Here is a 16,639-nt window from a genome sequence, read left to right on the forward strand (position 1 = left end):
GACGTCGGCACGTCTGTACCGAAGTATCTCGAGTTTTCCGCGCCGACGAGAGCCGAACGAGACGGTTCCACGACCGAACACGCACCGACAACGGGAGGTGGACGATGCGCAACTCACTGGGAATCTCGGCTGGAGCCGCCGGCGTGTGCGCCGCACTCGTCACTACCGACGAGACCGGGGCGCAGTCGGTCGAGTACCGCACGATCTCCGCAGACCTGGGGACCCACACCGACGTCGGCGGACTGGCGCTGTCGGCGATCGGATTGATGACCACCCAGGTCCCCGACTGCCGCATCGAACCCGACGCGATCGCCGTCGCCTATCGCAACGAGAGCCAGGCGGCTGCCGTGCGCTCGGCGGCGAAGACGCAGCGCCGGGCTATCCGGCTGGTGCCCGAGACCGACGCGATCCTGACCTACCTGCGCAGCACCGGGCTGGTGGCGCAGTACGACCGCATTGCGCTCACCGACCTCGGCTCGTCCGGGTTGACCGTCACGATCGTGGCCCCCGGCGACGGGACCGTCGCGGTACGCGATCGCACCGCCGAGATCAGCGCCGACGCGGCCGCCGGCGCGACCCCGGACGGGATCGCCTCGCGGATAGCCGAATTCGTCTCCGAGGTCGCGGGCCGAAGCCTGCGCCCGCCGGACGCGGTCGTCCTGGTCGGCGGCGGCGGCAACGTCCCCGGTCTCGCCGAAGCGCTCGACGCCGCGGTCGACGGGGTGACCATCGCCGTTCCGGAACCCGAGGCCGTCGCCGCCAAGGGCGCGGCATTACTGGCCGGCTCGAACGAACGCCAGTCCTTTCCCGTCGTCACCGGATCGGGCACCCGCGCGTCCGGTGCGCTCATCGGCGCCTTCGTCGTCGGAGCCCTGCTGCTGGGGTACGGCGTGAAGGAGATGATTCCGTCGAGCAACGAGAACTACGCTCCCACCGGCAGTCTGGTCGACACCCCCAGCGAGACGGCACCGCCGCCCGACTCGCTCGTGGCGAACCCCGAGGAGACCGGCATTCCGACCGGGGATCCCACCGTTACGCAGGCGCTTCCGTTACCGATCACAGAGATTCCGCAGTCGACGTACGGCTACCCGACGACCCAGCCGTCGATCACGACGCCGCCCACGACCACCACGCCGGACTCGTCCAGCGAGAGTCCGACCACCACCTCGGCCACCCCGACCGAGACCCTGCCGTGGATTCCGCCGAAGTGGCCGGAGCTGCCCACGTGGCTTCCCGACGCCGTGCCCGCGCCGCCGACCGACGACGAGCAGGCGCCCGAGACCGGGACGACGCCTCCCGATCCCACCACGCCCACCGATCCGGTCACCCCCACCGACCCGGTGACACCCACCGACCCGGTGACCCCCACCGATCCGGTCACGCCGGAGGAACCGAATCTGTCGACCGACCCGGAGGCACCCGAGGCCGGTTCCTCCGCCCCCTCGACACCGCCGCCGTCGGTGGCTCCGGCGATTCCGCAGACGCCGTCGACTCCCCCGACGTTCTCGACGCCCGAGCCGGGCCCTGCGGTCAGTCCCGAACCTGGCTCACCGACACCGGCAGCCCCGGGTTCGTCGCCGAGCTGAGCTGGGACGGCTGCGCGCCGCCCGCGATCAGGTGGGCACCGAGCGCGGCGATCATCACACCGTTGTCGGTGCACAGCCGGGGGCTGGGCACGCGGAGCGTGATTCCGGCTGCCGCGCAACGCTCTTCGGCCAACGAGCGGATCCGGGAGTTGGCGGTCGCGCCGCCGCCGAGGACCAGGGTGTCCACGCCGACGTCCTGCGCCGCGCGCACCGCCTTCATCGTCAGCACGTCCGCGACCGACTCCTGGAATCCGGCGGCGACGTCGGCGACCGGAACGTCCTCGCCCGCGCGCTGCCTGGCCTCGACGTACCGCGCGACCGCGGTCTTCAGTCCCGAGAACGAGAAGTCGTGACGCGCGTCCCGCGGTCCGGTCATGCCGCGCGGGAACACGATGGCGTCCCGATCGCCGCGCTGCGCGAGACGATCGAGTGCGGGACCGCCCGGAAATCCGAGGTCGAGCAGCCGGGCCACCTTGTCGAACGCCTCACCGGCGGCATCGTCGACGGTGGTGCCGAGCTCGACGATCGGCTTGCGCCCCAGCTCCTCGACGTGCAGCAGGTGGGTGTGGCCCCCCGAGACCAGCAGCGCGACGCACGGCGGCATCGGGCCGTGCTCGATGGTGTCGACCGCGACGTGCCCGCCCAGGTGGTTGATCGCGTAGAACGGCACGTCCCAGGCCGCTGCGTACGCCTTGGCCGCGGCCACCCCGACCAGCAGCGCACCGGCCAGGCCCGGCCCGATGGTCACGGCGAGGGCGTCCGGCTTGTCGATGCCGGCGGCGGCGAGCGCACGCTTCATGGTGGGGACCATCGCCTCGAGGTGCGCGCGGGAGGCGACCTCCGGCACCACACCGCCGTAGCGGGCGTGCTGGTCCACACTCGACGCGACCTCGTCGGCGAGCAGCTCGCAGTGACCGTCGTCGTGCCAACGGACGATGCCGACACCGGTCTCGTCGCACGAACTCTCGATACCCATCACGATCATGGCCGTCACTCCTCACCCGGTGCCGGGCGGCGCATCGTGAAGGCGTCCGCGCCACTCGGCTGGTAATACCGCTTCCTGGTACCGACGATCTCGAAGCCCTCGCGTCGGTACAGCGCGATCGCCGGTTCGTTGTCCGTGCGTACCTCGAGGAACACCGGTCCACCCCACTTGTCCGCGACCCGCAGCAGTTCGGCGAGCAGCGCTCCCCCGACGCCGCCACGCTGCGCGGTCGGATCCACACCGATCGTATGCACCTCGGCCTCGGGAGTGATGCCGGTCCCGAGCAACGCCACGCCGGCGTAGCCGATCAGGACATCCGCGTCGTCGCGCGCCGTGAAGTACCGATTGTGTCCGCCCGCGAGCTCCGAGCGGAAAGCCTGCGCGCTCCACGGGTCGTCACCGGGGAACAGCACCCGCTCGAGCTCCGCGCACCGATCGGCGTCGGCGTCGGTCATCGGAACGATCCGGAAAGTCATTTGCGCCGGTCCGCCAGCTCCACCGCGTCCGGCCGTCGCAGATACAGCGGCACCAGCGGCTCGGGTTCCACCCCGACCCGCAGCGCCTGTGCCGCGACCGTCACCAGTCCGCGGGGCGACGGCGTCTCCACCGGCTCCACCGGCAGATCGAACATGTCCACGTGCGACGCCGATCCGGCGATGACCTCCGAGGGGGCCGCGTCGAGTTCGGACGGCTTGACCACCTCGGGTCCCGCGACACGCCGCGCCCCCGAGTACCGCGCCCAGTACACCTCACGCCGGCGGGCGTCGGTGACCACCAACAGTTCCCGGTCACCGGTCCCGGTCGCCACGTCGGACGCGATCGCGTCGAGGCTGCAGACGCCGTGGACGGGGATGCCGAGCGCGTCACCGAACGCGGCCGCCGTGGCCATGCCGACCCGCAGGCCGGTGAAGGGACCGGGGCCCACTCCGACGACGACGGCGTCGAGATCCGCGGGAGGGTGACCGCTCTGCGCGAGACAGTCGAGAATCTGCGGGGTGAGCACCTCCGCGTGCGCACGGGCGTCGACGGTGACCCGCGTCGCCAGCTCCCGCGGGGCGGCGTCGTCGGAGTCCCGGTCGAACTGCACGACACCCGCGGTGACCGCGGGTGTGGAGGTGTCGATGGCAAGCACAAGCACGGTAGTCCAGGCTACTCGGGCCCGGGTTACGTGCTCGACACCCACTCCCACGTGGCCGTCCGGACATCGGATTCGGGTTCCCGCCGCAGCCGCAAGCGCAGATGCCGGTCGGCCAGATGCTCGACGACGCCCTCGCCCCACTCGACCACCACGACGGCCGACGCCAGATCGGTGTCGAGGTCGAGCGCGTCGAGTTGATCGTGCATGTCGACGGCTCCCCCACCGCCGGCCTCGCCCAGCCGGTACGCGTCCACGTGGACGAGCGCGACGGGCGCACCCCCGTCGGGGCGGGTTCCGGGGCGATGCTCGCGCGCGATGATGAACGTCGGCGACGTCACCCGTCCCTCGACACCCAGTCCGGCCGCGATACCGCGGGTCAGCGCGGTCTTGCCCGCGCCGAGCGGGCCGTCGAGCACCACCAGGTCGCCGGCCTCGAGGTCCCGCGCCAACGTCCGCCCGAGCGCCTCGGTGTCCTCGGTGGTCGGCAGCGTCGCGCTGCCGCTTCCGGTTCGTGCGTCAGCCGACATCGGTTCGCTCCAGTTCACCCACCAGCGCAGTACTTTCGCGTTTTCCGCGACTCGACACGGCCCGCCGGACCAACCGATCGATCGCATCGGAGGTTACCTGTGGGAACTCGAGTTCGACGAGATGGCCCGCGCCCTGGACCCGCACCAGTTCGGCTCGGGGCAGTGCCGCCGCCAGCGCCTTCGAACTGGAGAACGGGATGATCATGTCGGTGTCGCCGCACAGCACGAGCGCGGGTGTGTCGGCGAGCACCGGCAGGGCCTCGGACTCGTCGTGCAGCTCCAACGATTCGAGGAAGTTGACGATCGTCACGACCGACACGTCGCCGAGCATCCCGTCGGAGAAGGCGACCAGCCGCGGGCTCACCTCGGTGCCGTACGACGCCGCCCGCAGGATCGGCGAGATGATCGCCCGCGCCGCGCCGCGCGCCTGCTGCACCACGCCCGGCGCGGTGCGCACCGCGAGGCGGAACGCGTCGATCACCGGGTTGTCCAGGTTCCGGCCCAGCCCCGACTTGTTCAGCCCGGCCGCCGTCGTCGCGAGCAGGCCCACGCCGATCACCTTGTCGGCGAACAGCTCCGGGAACTGGCGCGCCATGGCCAGGATCGTCATCCCGCCCATCGAGTGACCCACCAGCACGACCGGCCCCGACGGCGCGACGGCGGCGATCACCGCCGCCAGGTCGCGGCCCAACTGGGCCATGGTGCAGCTGGGGGTGGCCGGCATCCCCGATTCGCCGTGACCGCGCTGGTCGTAGAACACCATCCGCGCCGAATCGGCCCACCGCGCCTCCAGTTGGGTGCGCTGGAAGTGCCACGACTCCATCCGCAGGCAGTAGCCGTGCACGAAGACCACCGTCAGCGGTGCGTCGGCCGGTCCGACCTCGCGCACCGTCAGCGGGACGTCGTCCTCGGTGGTGACGGTCCGACGGCGGTCCCGGCGCATCACCTCGAAGTCCTCGGTGGCGTAGATCTCCCGCCCGCGTCGCATCGTCGCGCTCTTGACGACGTCGATCCCCGCGAGGACACCGATCGCCGCGACTCCCACCACGCCTCCGAACAGGCCGAGCCTGTTCAGGAGGTTCACGGTCGCCCGCCCGGTCCCCCGACGTAGGTCCGGACCGTGCGACCGCGCACCGACGTCACCACCTCGTAGTGGATCGTGTCGAGCTTGTCGGCCCACTCCTGCGCGTGCGGCACTCCGCGCTCGCCGTCACCGCCGGCTCCGAAGAACACGGCCGTGTCGCCCTCGCGCACGCCCGCGCCGTCCGGGCCCAGATCGACCACGAGCTGGTCCATGCAGACCCGTCCGATCCCGGGGCGCCGGTCGTCGCCGAGCCACACGTCGAAGCGTCCACCCAGGGCACGTGGGATCCCGTCCGCGTACCCGACGGGCAGCAGCGCCACCGTCGTGTCGTGCGGCGCGATCCACGTGTGTCCGTAGGACACGCCCTCGCCGGCCGCCACCTTCTTCACCAATGCCACCCTCGACCGGAACGTCATGACCGGCTGCAGCCCGAACGTCCCCAGGTCCGGGACCGGGGACAGCCCGTAGAGCGCGATACCCGGGCGCACCATGTCGAAGCGCAGATCGGCCCGGGTGAGCGTGGCGGCGGAATTGGAGAGGTGGGCCGCCTCGGGGACCAGTCCCATCCGTGCGGCGTCCGCGAGGGCGCCGGTGAACCGTTCACGCTGCTCGTCGATGACCGGGTGGTGCGGCTCGTCGGCGTGCGCGAGATGCGAGAACACGCCCTTGAACCGGACGGCGCCCTCGGCCTCGGCCCGGGCCAGGTCCTTCAGCAGGTCTCCCCACTCCTCGCGGGACACCCCGTTGCGGTTCAAACCGGTGTCGACCTTGATTGTCACGGTCGCGGCGGTGCCGACCTCGCGGGCCGCGGCCACGACGGCGGCCAGGTGCCGCGGCGACGACAGTCCCAGTTCGACACCGGCGGCGATCGCGGGGGCGTAGTCGGAGTCGGCGGTGTGCAGCCACGACAGGACCGGGACGGTGATCCCCGCGCGCTTGAGTTCGATCCCCTCGCCGAGCGTGGTGACACCGAGCTCGTGGACGCCGGCGGCGACGGCGGCCCGCGCGACCGGGACCGCGCCGTGGTTGTAGGCGTCGGCCTTGACCACGGCCATCACGGCCGCCTCGCCCGCGTGCTCGCGCAGAACGGCGACATTGTGCGCCACCGCGTCGAGATCGATCACTGCTTCGGCCTGAGGCGCCGCCGCACGGGGCGGAGTGTCGGCCGGGGTGGCGCTCGTGGTCGTGGGCTCGGTGTCAGGCTCCTGCGCGGTAGTGGTCACGGAATTCGATCCTGCCACTCATCGCGACGAAACCACCCCGCGGGTACAAGCCGACCAGTCACGATTCGGGCACATGTGAGCGAAGTATCCGGATGGCGGGCCGCAGATGCCCGAGCAGCGTCGATGCCGAGATCGGGGCGAGGCCGGCGACACCCGTCTCACCGGATTCCTCGCGCGCCCCGAGGTTGGCGGCCAGCGAGTGGGCACGTGCACCGACCGCCGCCGCCAGCGCCGGTTCGAGGCCGGTGGCCAGCAGCGCACCCACGACCCCGGACAGGACGTCGCCCGAACCGGCGGTCGCCGCCCACGAACTCCCGGCGTCGTTGACGTGGACGCGCCCGGCGGGGTCGGCGATCACCGTGGCACGGCCCTTCAGCAGCACCGTGACACCCCATTCGGCGGCCAGCGCGCGCGTCGCTGCGACGCGGTCGGGGGCCGGGGGCACCCGGGTGAGCCGCTCGAACTCCCCGGCGTGCGGTGTCAGCAGCGTCGGCGCCGCACGCGCGCGAAGCCCCGCGGCGAGGTCGTGGTGCCGGGCCAGCAGATTCAGGCCGTCCGCGTCGACGAGCACGGGGACGTCCGATTCCAGGACCGTCCGCAGCTCCGCGAGCCCGGCGTCGTCGGTGCCGATCCCCGGACCGACGACCCACGCCTGCACTCGCCCGGCGTCGGCGGGTGACTGCGCCGCGACCACCTCGGGCCAATGGCTCAGCACCTCGGCGGCCCCGCGTCCGGCGTACCGCACCATGCCGGCGGTAGCTGTCACCGCGGCACCCGAGGCGAGTACCGCCGCACCCGGATAGCGCTCACTGCCCGCGACGACGCCCACCACACCCTGCGTGTACTTGTCGTCCGTCGCGTGCGGCACCGGCCACAGTCGACCCACCTCCGCCGGATCGAGCGAGACCAGGTCGGGGGCGGGCAGGTCCAGACCGATCGGCACCAGTTCCACCCGCCCGCAGCGCGCCCCGGCCAGCACGTGCACCGGTTTGAGCGCACCGAACGCGACGGTGACGGCCGCCGTCACCGCGGGACCGTCGACCGCGCCGGTGTCCGGGTCGACGCCGCTGGGCAGGTCCACCGCGACGATCGGCGCATCGAGGTCGGCGACGAGCGCGGCCGCCGCCGGCCGCAACGGGCCCTTCCCGGAGATCCCGACGATGCCGTCGACCACCAGATCAGGTGTGCCCGGCTCGGTCGAAACGCGCCCACCGGCGGCCCGCAGCGCCGCCAGGCCCGCAGCGTGGACCCGGTCCGGGTTCAGCAGCACCGCGGTCACCGCGGCGCCGCGCCGGCGCAGCGCCGCGCCCGCCCACAACGCGTCGCCCCCGTTGTTGCCCGAACCCACCAGCAACGTCACCCGCCGGCCGGCGACGCCCCCGGTCCGCGAGCGCAACTCCTCGGCCGCGACGCGTGCGAGACCGTAGGCGGCCCGCCGCATGAGCGTGCCCTCCGGCAGGCTCGCGAGCAGCGGCGCCTCGGCGGCCTCGACCCGTGCCGTCGTGTAGTAGTGCCGCATGTCTACCCGGCCACCACCGGTCCCGAGAGCATGAACCGCGCCCCGTTGGGGTCGGCCACCTGCGCCATTCGCCCGTACTCGGTGTCCCACGGCCGGGTCAGGACCGCGCCGTCGAGTTCACGGACCCGAGCGACGGCGGCATCGGTGTCGTCGACCTGCACGAACATCTGCCAGTGCGACGGCACCTCGGCCGGCAGCGCCCTGCTCGCATCGAAGACCCCGACCAGATCCTCTCCGTCGAAACGCCCGGTCGAGTAACGGAATTCGTCACTGTCGCCGAGGGTCGACAGCTCCCACCCGAACACATCCCGATAGAACGGAAGCGCCGCCTCGTAGTCCTTGGTGACCAGCTCGAACCACGCGGGCGCACCGCTCTCCGCGATCAACCCGAAGCCCTTGTGCCCGTCCGGCTGCCAGGCGCCGACCACGCCGCCGGACGTGTCGACGAACACCGCCATCCGCCCCTGCGCGGGCACCGTCATCGGCCCCACCATCACCTGGCCGCCGGCCGTGGTGACCGCCTCCGCGAGCCTGTCGACGTCATCGGTGGCAAGATACGTCGTCCATGTGTCGGTGCCGGGCTGCCCCGGCTCCCCCGCCATCATTCCGGCGATCGGCTTGCCGTCCGAGAAGAACATGACGTACCCGCCGTACTCCTCCCCCGACGACTCGGCGGTCCATCCGAACAGCTCGCGATAGAAGGCAGCGGCACGGTCGACGTCGGAACACGTCACGTCGATCCAGCACGGCGCCCCGACGGGCGCGGTTTCACGGGTGGGCATGACAACTCCTCGCTCGGTCGAACGATGCGAAGGTGCCGGAGGGCACACTCGTGCTCAGACTACGCTGGATCGCATGAACAAACGCGCGAGCGCGCTGATTGCCGGAATCGCTTTGGCGGCAAGCCTTTCCGGATGCACTTCGGCCTCCACCGACGACGCGACCCAGGATGCGGACAAAGCACTCACCGTTCGGGTCGCGAACATGGCGTACACGCCCGCCTCCCTCACGGTCTCGGCCGGTCAGACGGTCACGTGGGAGTTCGACGACCGCGGCACGCCGCACGACGTGGTGGGACTGGGCGACGCGAAGGGCGTGTTGCGCAGCCCGCTGCTGACATCGGGCACGTGGGAGTTCACGTTCACGCAGCCCGGCACGTACAACTACACGTGCTCGCTGCACCCCGACATGCTCGGTGTGGTCGTGGTGGTGTGACCACCACGACCACACCGGGTGGCCGAACTACTCGACGGTGACGGACTTCGCGAGGTTCCGCGGCTTGTCGACGTCGAGTCCGCGGGCCTGCGCGACCTCGGCCGCGAAGACCTGCAACGGCACCGTCGACAACAGCGGCTGCAGCAACGTCGGCGCCGCCGGAATTTCGATGAGGTGATCGGCGTGCGCCCGGACGGCGTCGTCGCCCTCCTCGGCGATCACGATCGTCGTCGCGCCACGTGCCTTGATCTCCTGGATGTTCGAGACCAGCTTCGAGTGCAGCACCGCGCGCCCCTTCGGGGACGGCATGATCACGATGACCGGCAGCCCCTCCTGGATCAGCGCGATCGGCCCGTGCTTGAGCTCACCCGCGGCGAAACCCTCGGCATGCATGTACGCCAGCTCCTTGAGCTTGAGCGCACCCTCGAGTGCCACCGGGTAACCCACGTGCCGGCCGAGGAACAGCACCGCCGGGGACTGCGCGTACGTGCGCGCCAGCTCCCGCACCGACTCCACCTTCTCGAGCACCCGCGACACCAGCTCGGGCATCGCGGCCAGGTCGGCATACTCACGCGCGACCTCGTCGGGGTACTTGGTACCCCGCGCCTGCGCCAAGGCCAGCCCCACCAGGTAGTTCGCGGTCACCTGAGCGAGGAACGCCTTGGTCGAGGCGACGGCGATCTCCGGACCGGCCCGCGTGTAGAGGACGGCGTCGGCCTCGCGCGGGATCTGCGCGCCGTTGGTGTTGCAGATCGCCAGCACGCGCGCCTTCTGGTCCTTGGCGTGCTTGACGGCCTCGAGCGTGTCCGCGGTCTCGCCGGACTGCGAGATCGCCACGACGAGCGTCGACCGGTCGAGAACCGGGTCGCGGTAACGGAACTCGCTCGCGAGTTCCACCTCGACGGGCAGCCGCGTCCAGTGCTCGATCGCGTACTTTGCGAGCAGGCCGGAGTGATAGGCGCTGCCGCACGCGACGACGAACACCTTGTCGACGTCGCGGAGTTCCTGATCCGACAGCCGCTGCTCGTCCAGCACGATGTGCTGGTCGACGAAGTGCCCGCGCAGGGTGTCCGCCACCGCGTCCGGCTGCTCCTGGATCTCCTTGAGCATGAAGTAGTCGTGGCCGCCCTTCTCGGCGGCCTGCAAGTCCCAGTCGATTCGGAAAGCGCGGGTCCGGTCGATCGCGTCGTTGCCGAAGAAGTCCGTGACCGAGTAGCCGTTCGCGGTGATGACCACCACCTGGTCCTGGCCCAGCTCGACTGCGTCACGGGTGTGCTCGATGAACGCGGCGACATCCGAGCCGACGAACATCTCGCCCTCACCGACGCCGACGACCAGCGGGGTCGACCGGCGGGCGGCGATGATCATGTCCGGGTGGTCGGCGTGCGCGAACACCAGCGTGAACGCGCCTTCGAGTCGCCGCAGCACCGACAGCGTGCTCTGCAGGAAGTCACCCTCGGTCGCACCGTCCGTGTATGCGCGGGCGACCAGGTGCACGGCCACCTCGGAGTCGGTGTCACTGAGCAGATCGACACCCGCGGCCTCGAGCTCGGCGCGCAGCGGCGCGAAGTTCTCGATGATGCCGTTGTGCACCACGGCGAACTTGCCGCTCGCGTCGCGGTGCGGGTGCGCGTTGCGGTCGGTCGGCTTGCCGTGCGTCGCCCACCGGGTGTGCCCCATGCCGGCGTTGCCGGCGAACTTGGTGCGGCCCACCTCGTCGAGTTCGGCCTGCAGGTTGGCCAGACGACCGGCCTTGCGTTCGCTGGCGAGCCCGCCCGCGCCGTCCAGGACGGCGATCCCCGCCGAGTCGTAGCCGCGGTATTCCATTCGTTGCAGCGCCTTCTCCACGACATCCAGCGCCTGGCGGTGGCCCACGTAACCCACGATTCCGCACATGGTTCACCAGGGTACTTGTACGACCGTGTGGAGCGAACTCGGTCCATGATCGGATAACGTCACACCCGTGGCGCAGACACCCAAGTCCCTGGTCTCCAAGCTGTCCAAACGCGGTCCCCACCGGGTGCTGCGCGGTGACTTGGCTCTCGCGGGCCAGCCCGGTGTGGTCTACACCCCCGCCGAGGGCTTCAACCTGCCTGCCGTCGCCTTCGCGCACGACTGGATGGCCGGTGCCGCGAACTACGCCGACACGCTCGAGCATCTGGCCTCGTGGGGCATCGTCGCGGCCGCACCCGGTACCGAACGCGGGCCCGTTCCGTCGCATCTGGGGCTGGCCGCCGATCTGGGCACCACGCTCGACGTCTGCACCGGGGTGCGGCTCGGTCCGGGCCGCATCAGCGTTCAGCCCGAGCGCGTCGCGTTCGCCGGCCACGGCATGGGTGCCGGCGTCGCCGTTCTCGCCGCTGCCCAGCGGCGGCGCGTGAAGGCCGTCGCCGCACTGTTCCCGGCGCCGACCACGCCCTCCGCCGTCGTCGCCGCCACCCGCGTCGAGGTACCGGGACTGATCCTTGCCGGTGCGCGGGACGTGGACTCGCTGAACAGCGACGCCGTCGCCCTCGACGACGCCTGGAAGGGCGAGAGCCTGCTGCGCGTCGTGGAGAAGGGGTCGAGCGCCGGACTCGTCGAAGGCCGTCGCCTCGTCGGGTTCCTCGGCGTCGGCGGCTCGGAACGTCGCACGCAGCGCGTGAGCCGCGCGCTGCTGACAGGGTTCCTGCTGCGGCACCTCACCGACGACAAGGCGTACGCGATGTTCTCCGACCTGGACGCCGACTTCCCCGGCACCCATCCCGCTCATCGCGAGGACGAGGACGACGCCGCGGTCGTCCACCCCGATGACGCGGCCGCCCACCGTCTGAGCACGCAGGTCGGTCAGCTGCTCGGCCGCTGACGCCCCCGAAGTACCTGCCGAGTCACATCGGTCCGGCCTCGGCCAGCGCCGCTGCCCCGTCGGCGTCGGAGCCGGCCGGGCCCACTTCGGCCAGAGCCGGTTCCTCCCCGCCCGCGCCGGCGGTCGGCATCGGACGGCCGCCGACCGCGCGATGCGCAGACGGCGCGACCTGGGGAGTGACCGGCGCCTCCGGCGCAGCGGGATCGGGCACGCAGTAGCCGGACGGCGGCGCAGCCGGTGCGGCCGCCTCGGGCGCGGGAGCCGGCTCCGGCTCCGGCTCCGGTGTGGGCTCGGGACATTCGCCGGCCGGTTCCGGCTCGATCGGCGCCGCGGCGACCGGTTCCTCGGGGGCCGGTTCCTCGGGGGCCGGTTCCTCGGGGGCCGGTTCCTCGGTGACCGGTTCCTCGGGCGTCGGCGGGACGGGTTCCGGTGCGGGCTCGGGCGGGCACTCCTGCGGTTGCGATCCGCACTCGCACGCGCACTCGCACCCGCACGACGACGGCGGCTCTGTCTCGAGGTCCGGGTTGCAGTCGCCGTCACCATCCACCCGTACCGCGTCCACGATCCCCAGCGCGACATCGGCCACCACACCCACGACCGCGCCGACCGCGCGCATCGCGCCCGCCGCCACAGCAGCGTCGAGCGAGAGCGAGCTCCCGATCGAGGCGCCGCTCCCCGCCGCGGCCGTCGTCACCGGCGCGGACGGCGGGGTCGGCGGGGTCGGCGCGGGAGTCGGGGTCGGCGCGGTGACCACGGCCGGAGTCACGATCGCCGAACCGGCCGCGCCGAGACCCGACAGGCTCGTCGTGGGCTGCACCGATTCGGGCGCCGCCGGTGGAATGCACGCGGGCCGCGCGGCGACCGGGCGGCACTCGACGACGATCGGCGCGGGCACAGGGAAGGCGCTGTCGTCGATTCCCGCGAACACGCAGTCGAGTGTCCGGTACACCTCGTCGATCGCTGCCGCGGTCTCGTCGCACAGGGTAGTGAACTGCTGCACCGTCTCTCGCACGTGCGCCAGGAACGGCCCGATGGACGATTCGTCGCAATCTCCGCCGGCGAGCACGCCGTCGATCTGCTCCGGTGTCAGTCCACCGGCCGTGGTCGGGTCGAGGGCGCCGACCTCGTCCGCCTTGCGGGTCCCGGCGGCTCGCAGGGATGCGGCGGCCTCGGCCAACGCGCCTCGGACGGCGTGTGCGCTGCGCCGCACGCCGTCCGCTCGACGGAGGTGCTCGGCGAAGTGCTCCCCGGCGCGGTCCGCCGCGCCACCGGTCCACGCCTGCCCCAGCTCGCCGCCGATCGCGGCCTCGTCGTCGAACCGATCGTCCAGCTCGGCGGCCACCCGGGCGAGGATCTCGATATCGGCATCCAACGCCGTCAGGTCGATCCCGCGCTGCTCGAAGTAGCGCGTCTCGACGTCGGGGTAGGCCGGGAAGGTGTCCCCGGTGCCCCGCCCTGCGGCGACTGCAGCTGCGCGGGGCAGATACAGCTCGAAGTAACGCAGGCCCGCGGCACCGGTCTGCAGCAGGGCGTCCACTACCGCCCGCCCAGCGCGACGACGTTCCCGCCGGTCACGACGTCCTGGCGCTCGTAGGCGTCGGCGGTCTCGGCGAGCGCACGGGCGGTGACGTCCGAGGCGGACGACCACACGCCGATCGCACGCGCGAGCCTCAGGTATCCCTCCCGAACCGCCTGCGCCCGCGCCGGATTCGGGCCGCTCGCGCCGAACCCGCACCCCGCGATCGCGCGCGGCGGACCGCCCAGGGCCTCACTACTCGCCCGCATCGCCCGGGCCGCTGCCCGCACCCTCGCGACATCGATCGAAACCACGTCACCCATCCGCTCCACCCTCCGCGTTTGTCGATTCGGACCCTTCGTCCATGTTCGACGCACGTGATGCCGTTGCGGTTCCGCCCGCCGTCGGGCTCGAGTGGTGGTCGGGCCGGGTGATGGCTGGGCCGGGTGCTGGTCGGGCCGGGTGATGGTCGGGCTAGGTGGACGCCACCTTCTCGGCGAGCGTCTCGGCGATGCGCCGGGCCGTCTCGGGGTCCGCGGCCTCCACCATCACGCGTACCAGCTGCTCGGTGCCGGACGGACGCAGCAGCACACGGCCGGTGTCGCCGAGCTCGGCCTCCGCGTCGGCCACCGCCGCCCGGACGTGGGACGCCGCGGCAACCGCGGCCTTGTCGGAGACCCTGACGTTGACGAGGACCTGCGGCAGCGAGGTCATCGCACCGGCGAGCTCCGCGAGCGAGCGGCCGGTCGCCGCCATCCGCCCCATCAGCCGCAGACCCGTGAGGACACCGTCACCCGTGGTGCCGTGTCCCGGCAGCACGACGTGCCCGGACTGCTCGCCGCCCAGGCTGAAACCGCCGGCACGCAACTCCTCGAGCACGTACCGATCACCGACGGCGGTGGTACGCAACGTGATTCCGGCTTCACGCATCGCGATGTGCAGACCCATGTTGCTCATGACGGTCGCGACGAGCGTGTTCTCGACGAGGAGCCCGGACTCGTGCATCCCGATCGCCAGGACGGTCATGATCGCGTCCCCGTCGACGACGGCGCCGCTCGCATCCACCGCGAGACAACGATCCGCGTCACCGTCGTGGGCGAGACCGAGATCGGCGCCGTGCTCGACCACCGCTCGCTGCAGTCCCTCGAGGTGCGTCGACCCGCAGCCGTCGTTGATGTTGAGCCCGTCCGGGTCGGCGTTCACGGCGATCACCGTGGCGCCCGCGGCCCGGTAGGCCTCGGGGGCGACCGTCGAGGCCGCACCGTGTGCGCAGTCGACCACCACGGTGAGGCCGTCGAGTCGGGTGTCGAGGGCTCCGGCGAGATGGGCCAGGTATCGGCCGGTGGCGTCGAACGCGACCTCGACGCGGCCGATGCCCGCGCCGGTGGGCCGCCGAGCGGGGCCGGTCGCGATGGCGGCCTCGATGCGGTCCTCGATCTCGTCGTCGAGTTTGTGGCCGCCGGCCGCGAAGATCTTGATGCCGTTGTCGGGCATGGGATTGTGCGACGCCGAGATCATCACGCCCAGCGCGGCGCCGTAGGCGCCGGTCAGGTACGCGACCGCCGGCGTGGGGAGGATGCCGACGAGGACGACGTCGACACCGGCCGCGGTGAGACCGGCGGTCACGGCCGCCTCGAGCATCTCGCCGCTCGCACGCGGGTCCCGGCCCACGACGGCGATGGGCCGCTCCGGCCCCGGTCCTTGCGGTGCGAGCACCTCCGCGGCCGCGGCCGCCACCTTCAGTGCCAGTTCCGCGGTCAGCTCCGCGTTCGCCAAGCCGCGCACGCCGTCCGTGCCGAACATACGACCCATGTGAATCCGATCCCTCGCAATCCGGGTTGTCCGGGCGAGTAGCCCGGTAAAACACAAGAGCAGGCGTCCGGTAGCGAAGAACTCTACGAACGCCTGCTCTCGTGGAAGAACAGGTGCCGGAGCCGACACGGATGTCGGCCCCGGCGACACATCAGCGCTTGGAGTACTGAGATGCCTTGCGGGCCTTCTTCAGGCCGTACTTCTTGCGCTCGACGGCGCGGGCGTCACGCGTCAGGAAGCCGGCGCGCTTGAGCGCGGGGCGATCCTCGGCGGTGACCTCGACCAGGGCGCGGGAGATGGCGAGACGCAGAGCGCCGGCCTGGCCCGACGGGCCGCCACCGGTGAGGAGGGCGGTGATGTCGAAGGACTCGGTGCGCTCGACCATGACCAGCGGAGCCTTGATCAGCTGCTGGTGCACCTTGTTCGGGAAGTAGTCCTCGAGGGTGCGCCCGTTGAGCTTGAACTCGCCGGTGCCCGGGGTCAGGCGGACGCGGACGACCGCCTCCTTACGACGGCCGACGGTCTGAACCGGACGGTCGATCGCGATCGGGGCCTGCGGAGCGGCCTCGAAGCTCTCGGTGGCCTCGGTCTCGGTGGTGTACTCCGAGAGCTCTTCTGCCGCGACCTCGACGGCCTCGTTGAAATCTTCGTTGCTCATTGGGCGACCTGCTTGATCTCGAACGGAACCGGCTGCTGCGCGGTGTGGGGGTGGGTCGGGCCTGCGTAGACCTTCAGCTTGCCCGCGATGGCGCGGCCCAGCTTGTTCTTGGGGAGCATGCCGACGACGGCCTTCTCCACGAGACGATCCGGGTTCTTCTCGAGAACCTCGCCGACCGAACGGGACTTGAGGCCACCCGGATGTCCGGAGTGGTGGTACAGGAACTTGTCCGTACGCTTGTTGCCGCTGATGGCAACCTTGTCGGCATTGATGATGACGACGAAGTCGCCACCGTCGATGTGCGGTGCAAAGGTGGGCTTGTGCTTGCCGCGGAGCAGGTTGGCTGCCTGCACGGCAAGGCGACCGAGCACCACGTCAGTGGCGTCGATGACGTGCCAGGTACGGGTCACGTCTCCGGCCTTCGGGGAATACGTAGGCACAGAACTTCCTCGTCTGTTCGTTTCTGCTGCTGGCCGGGCGTACTGCACGGACGGTTCCCGGCGGCCAGTTGAGACCCGGAAACCACCTCTG

At 71.4% G+C, this 16,639-nt stretch carries 17 protein-coding genes; 3 read left to right on the forward strand and 14 right to left on the reverse strand.

What is annotated here, in order from left to right; all coding sequences use genetic code 11:
• Positions 1-104 precede the first annotated feature (104 nt).
• On the forward strand, positions 105-1,586 hold the full coding sequence (locus E7742_RS13505) for an exopolyphosphatase (RefSeq protein ID WP_137799409.1): 1,482 nt from the start codon (positions 105-107) through the stop codon (positions 1,584-1,586).
• Here E7742_RS13505 and tsaD read toward each other — a convergent pair.
• Genes tsaD through E7742_RS13545 form a run of 8 tightly spaced genes read right to left on the reverse strand, consistent with a single transcriptional unit; the run spans position 1,531 to position 8,844 of the window.
• Entirely contained in the window at positions 1,531-2,571 is a 1,041-nt protein-coding gene (gene tsaD, locus E7742_RS13510; RefSeq protein WP_137799410.1) for a tRNA (adenosine(37)-N6)-threonylcarbamoyltransferase complex transferase subunit TsaD, read from the reverse strand. The genes E7742_RS13505 and tsaD overlap by 56 nt on opposite strands.
• A 5-nt stretch (positions 2,572-2,576) precedes the next feature.
• Complete coding sequence (gene rimI / locus E7742_RS13515) at positions 2,577-3,047, reverse strand: ribosomal protein S18-alanine N-acetyltransferase (RefSeq protein WP_137799411.1); 471 nt, start codon at positions 3,045-3,047, stop codon at positions 2,577-2,579.
• Entirely contained in the window at positions 3,044-3,709 is a 666-nt protein-coding gene (gene tsaB, locus E7742_RS13520) for a tRNA (adenosine(37)-N6)-threonylcarbamoyltransferase complex dimerization subunit type 1 TsaB (RefSeq protein WP_137799412.1), read from the reverse strand. The genes rimI and tsaB overlap by 4 nt, the downstream gene beginning before the upstream one ends.
• Positions 3,710-3,735: 26 nt before the next feature.
• A complete protein-coding gene (gene tsaE, locus E7742_RS13525) occupies positions 3,736-4,236 on the reverse strand; it encodes a tRNA (adenosine(37)-N6)-threonylcarbamoyltransferase complex ATPase subunit type 1 TsaE (RefSeq protein WP_137799413.1) in 501 nt (166 codons plus the stop codon).
• A complete protein-coding gene (locus tag E7742_RS13530; protein ID WP_137799414.1) occupies positions 4,226-5,320 on the reverse strand; it encodes an alpha/beta fold hydrolase in 1,095 nt (364 codons plus the stop codon). The genes tsaE and E7742_RS13530 overlap by 11 nt, the downstream gene beginning before the upstream one ends.
• Positions 5,317-6,561: an alanine racemase gene (gene alr, locus E7742_RS13535; RefSeq protein ID WP_137799415.1), complete on the reverse strand. Its 1,245-nt coding sequence runs from the start codon at positions 6,559-6,561 to the stop codon at positions 5,317-5,319. Before alr ends, E7742_RS13530 begins: the two co-directional genes overlap by 4 nt.
• 40 nt (positions 6,562-6,601) lie before the next feature.
• Positions 6,602-8,062 (reverse strand): NAD(P)H-hydrate dehydratase, encoded by a 1,461-nt coding sequence (locus E7742_RS13540; protein WP_137799416.1) that lies wholly within the window; start codon positions 8,060-8,062, stop codon positions 6,602-6,604.
• Positions 8,063-8,064: 2 nt separating this feature from the next.
• The gene (locus tag E7742_RS13545; protein ID WP_137799417.1) at positions 8,065-8,844 is read right to left on the reverse strand and encodes a VOC family protein; all 780 of its coding nucleotides are present in this window, start codon (positions 8,842-8,844) and stop codon (positions 8,065-8,067) included.
• A 73-nt stretch (positions 8,845-8,917) separates the two neighbouring features.
• On the opposite strand from E7742_RS13545, the gene E7742_RS13550 reads away from it, so the two are divergent.
• The gene (locus E7742_RS13550; RefSeq protein WP_137799418.1) at positions 8,918-9,277 is read left to right on the forward strand and encodes a cupredoxin domain-containing protein; all 360 of its coding nucleotides are present in this window, start codon (positions 8,918-8,920) and stop codon (positions 9,275-9,277) included.
• Positions 9,278-9,304: 27 nt separating this feature from the next.
• On the opposite strand, the gene glmS is transcribed toward E7742_RS13550, so the two are convergent.
• Positions 9,305-11,173 (reverse strand): glutamine--fructose-6-phosphate transaminase (isomerizing), encoded by a 1,869-nt coding sequence (gene glmS, locus E7742_RS13555; protein ID WP_137799419.1) that lies wholly within the window; start codon positions 11,171-11,173, stop codon positions 9,305-9,307.
• 67 nt (positions 11,174-11,240) lie between these two features.
• Between glmS and E7742_RS13560 the strand changes: the two genes are divergently transcribed.
• Complete coding sequence (locus tag E7742_RS13560; RefSeq protein ID WP_137799420.1) at positions 11,241-12,122, forward strand: dienelactone hydrolase family protein; 882 nt, start codon at positions 11,241-11,243, stop codon at positions 12,120-12,122.
• Between the two features lie 22 nt (positions 12,123-12,144).
• Here the strand turns inward: E7742_RS13560 and E7742_RS13565 are convergent, their stop codons facing one another.
• The 5 genes from E7742_RS13565 to rplM all read right to left on the reverse strand — a co-directional run bounded on the left by E7742_RS13565 (position 12,145) and on the right by rplM (position 16,548).
• Positions 12,145-13,659, reverse strand: a complete 1,515-nt coding sequence (locus E7742_RS13565; protein ID WP_137799421.1) for a hypothetical protein — start codon at positions 13,657-13,659, stop codon at positions 12,145-12,147.
• Positions 13,659-13,961: an N-acyl-D-amino-acid deacylase gene (locus E7742_RS13570; RefSeq protein WP_137799422.1), complete on the reverse strand. Its 303-nt coding sequence runs from the start codon at positions 13,959-13,961 to the stop codon at positions 13,659-13,661. Before E7742_RS13570 ends, E7742_RS13565 begins: the two co-directional genes overlap by 1 nt.
• A 151-nt stretch (positions 13,962-14,112) precedes the next feature.
• Complete coding sequence (gene glmM / locus E7742_RS13575) at positions 14,113-15,450, reverse strand: phosphoglucosamine mutase (protein ID WP_137799423.1); 1,338 nt, start codon at positions 15,448-15,450, stop codon at positions 14,113-14,115.
• A 151-nt stretch (positions 15,451-15,601) separates the two neighbouring features.
• Positions 15,602-16,108, reverse strand: a complete 507-nt coding sequence (gene rpsI, locus E7742_RS13580; RefSeq protein WP_137799424.1) for a 30S ribosomal protein S9 — start codon at positions 16,106-16,108, stop codon at positions 15,602-15,604.
• Positions 16,105-16,548: a 50S ribosomal protein L13 gene (rplM, locus tag E7742_RS13585; RefSeq protein WP_137799425.1), complete on the reverse strand. Its 444-nt coding sequence runs from the start codon at positions 16,546-16,548 to the stop codon at positions 16,105-16,107. The genes rpsI and rplM overlap by 4 nt, the downstream gene beginning before the upstream one ends.
• Positions 16,549-16,639 lie beyond the last annotated feature (91 nt).

This window comes from Rhodococcus sp. SGAir0479, assembly GCF_005484805.1.
Classification (GTDB): domain Bacteria; phylum Actinomycetota; class Actinomycetes; order Mycobacteriales; family Mycobacteriaceae; genus Prescottella.

What these genes read in the sequence shown, in the direction of transcription:
- E7742_RS13505 (WP_137799409.1), top strand. Translation starts at nt 105, where the DNA reads ATGCGCAACTCACTGGGAATCTCGGCTGGAGCCGCCGGCGTGTGCGCC.
- tsaD (WP_137799410.1), bottom strand. Translation starts at nt 2,571, where the DNA reads ATGATCGTGATGGGTATCGAGAGTTCGTGCGACGAGACCGGTGTCGGC.
- rimI (WP_137799411.1), bottom strand. Translation starts at nt 3,047, where the DNA reads ATGACTTTCCGGATCGTTCCGATGACCGACGCCGACGCCGATCGGTGC.
- tsaE (WP_137799413.1), bottom strand. Translation starts at nt 4,236, where the DNA reads ATGTCGGCTGACGCACGAACCGGAAGCGGCAGCGCGACGCTGCCGACC.
- E7742_RS13540 (WP_137799416.1), bottom strand. Translation starts at nt 8,062, where the DNA reads ATGCGGCACTACTACACGACGGCACGGGTCGAGGCCGCCGAGGCGCCG.
- E7742_RS13545 (WP_137799417.1), bottom strand. Translation starts at nt 8,844, where the DNA reads ATGCCCACCCGTGAAACCGCGCCCGTCGGGGCGCCGTGCTGGATCGAC.
- E7742_RS13550 (WP_137799418.1), top strand. Translation starts at nt 8,918, where the DNA reads ATGAACAAACGCGCGAGCGCGCTGATTGCCGGAATCGCTTTGGCGGCA.
- glmS (WP_137799419.1), bottom strand. Translation starts at nt 11,173, where the DNA reads ATGTGCGGAATCGTGGGTTACGTGGGCCACCGCCAGGCGCTGGATGTC.
- E7742_RS13570 (WP_137799422.1), bottom strand. Translation starts at nt 13,961, where the DNA reads ATGGGTGACGTGGTTTCGATCGATGTCGCGAGGGTGCGGGCAGCGGCC.
- glmM (WP_137799423.1), bottom strand. Translation starts at nt 15,450, where the DNA reads ATGGGTCGTATGTTCGGCACGGACGGCGTGCGCGGCTTGGCGAACGCG.
- rpsI (WP_137799424.1), bottom strand. Translation starts at nt 16,108, where the DNA reads ATGAGCAACGAAGATTTCAACGAGGCCGTCGAGGTCGCGGCAGAAGAG.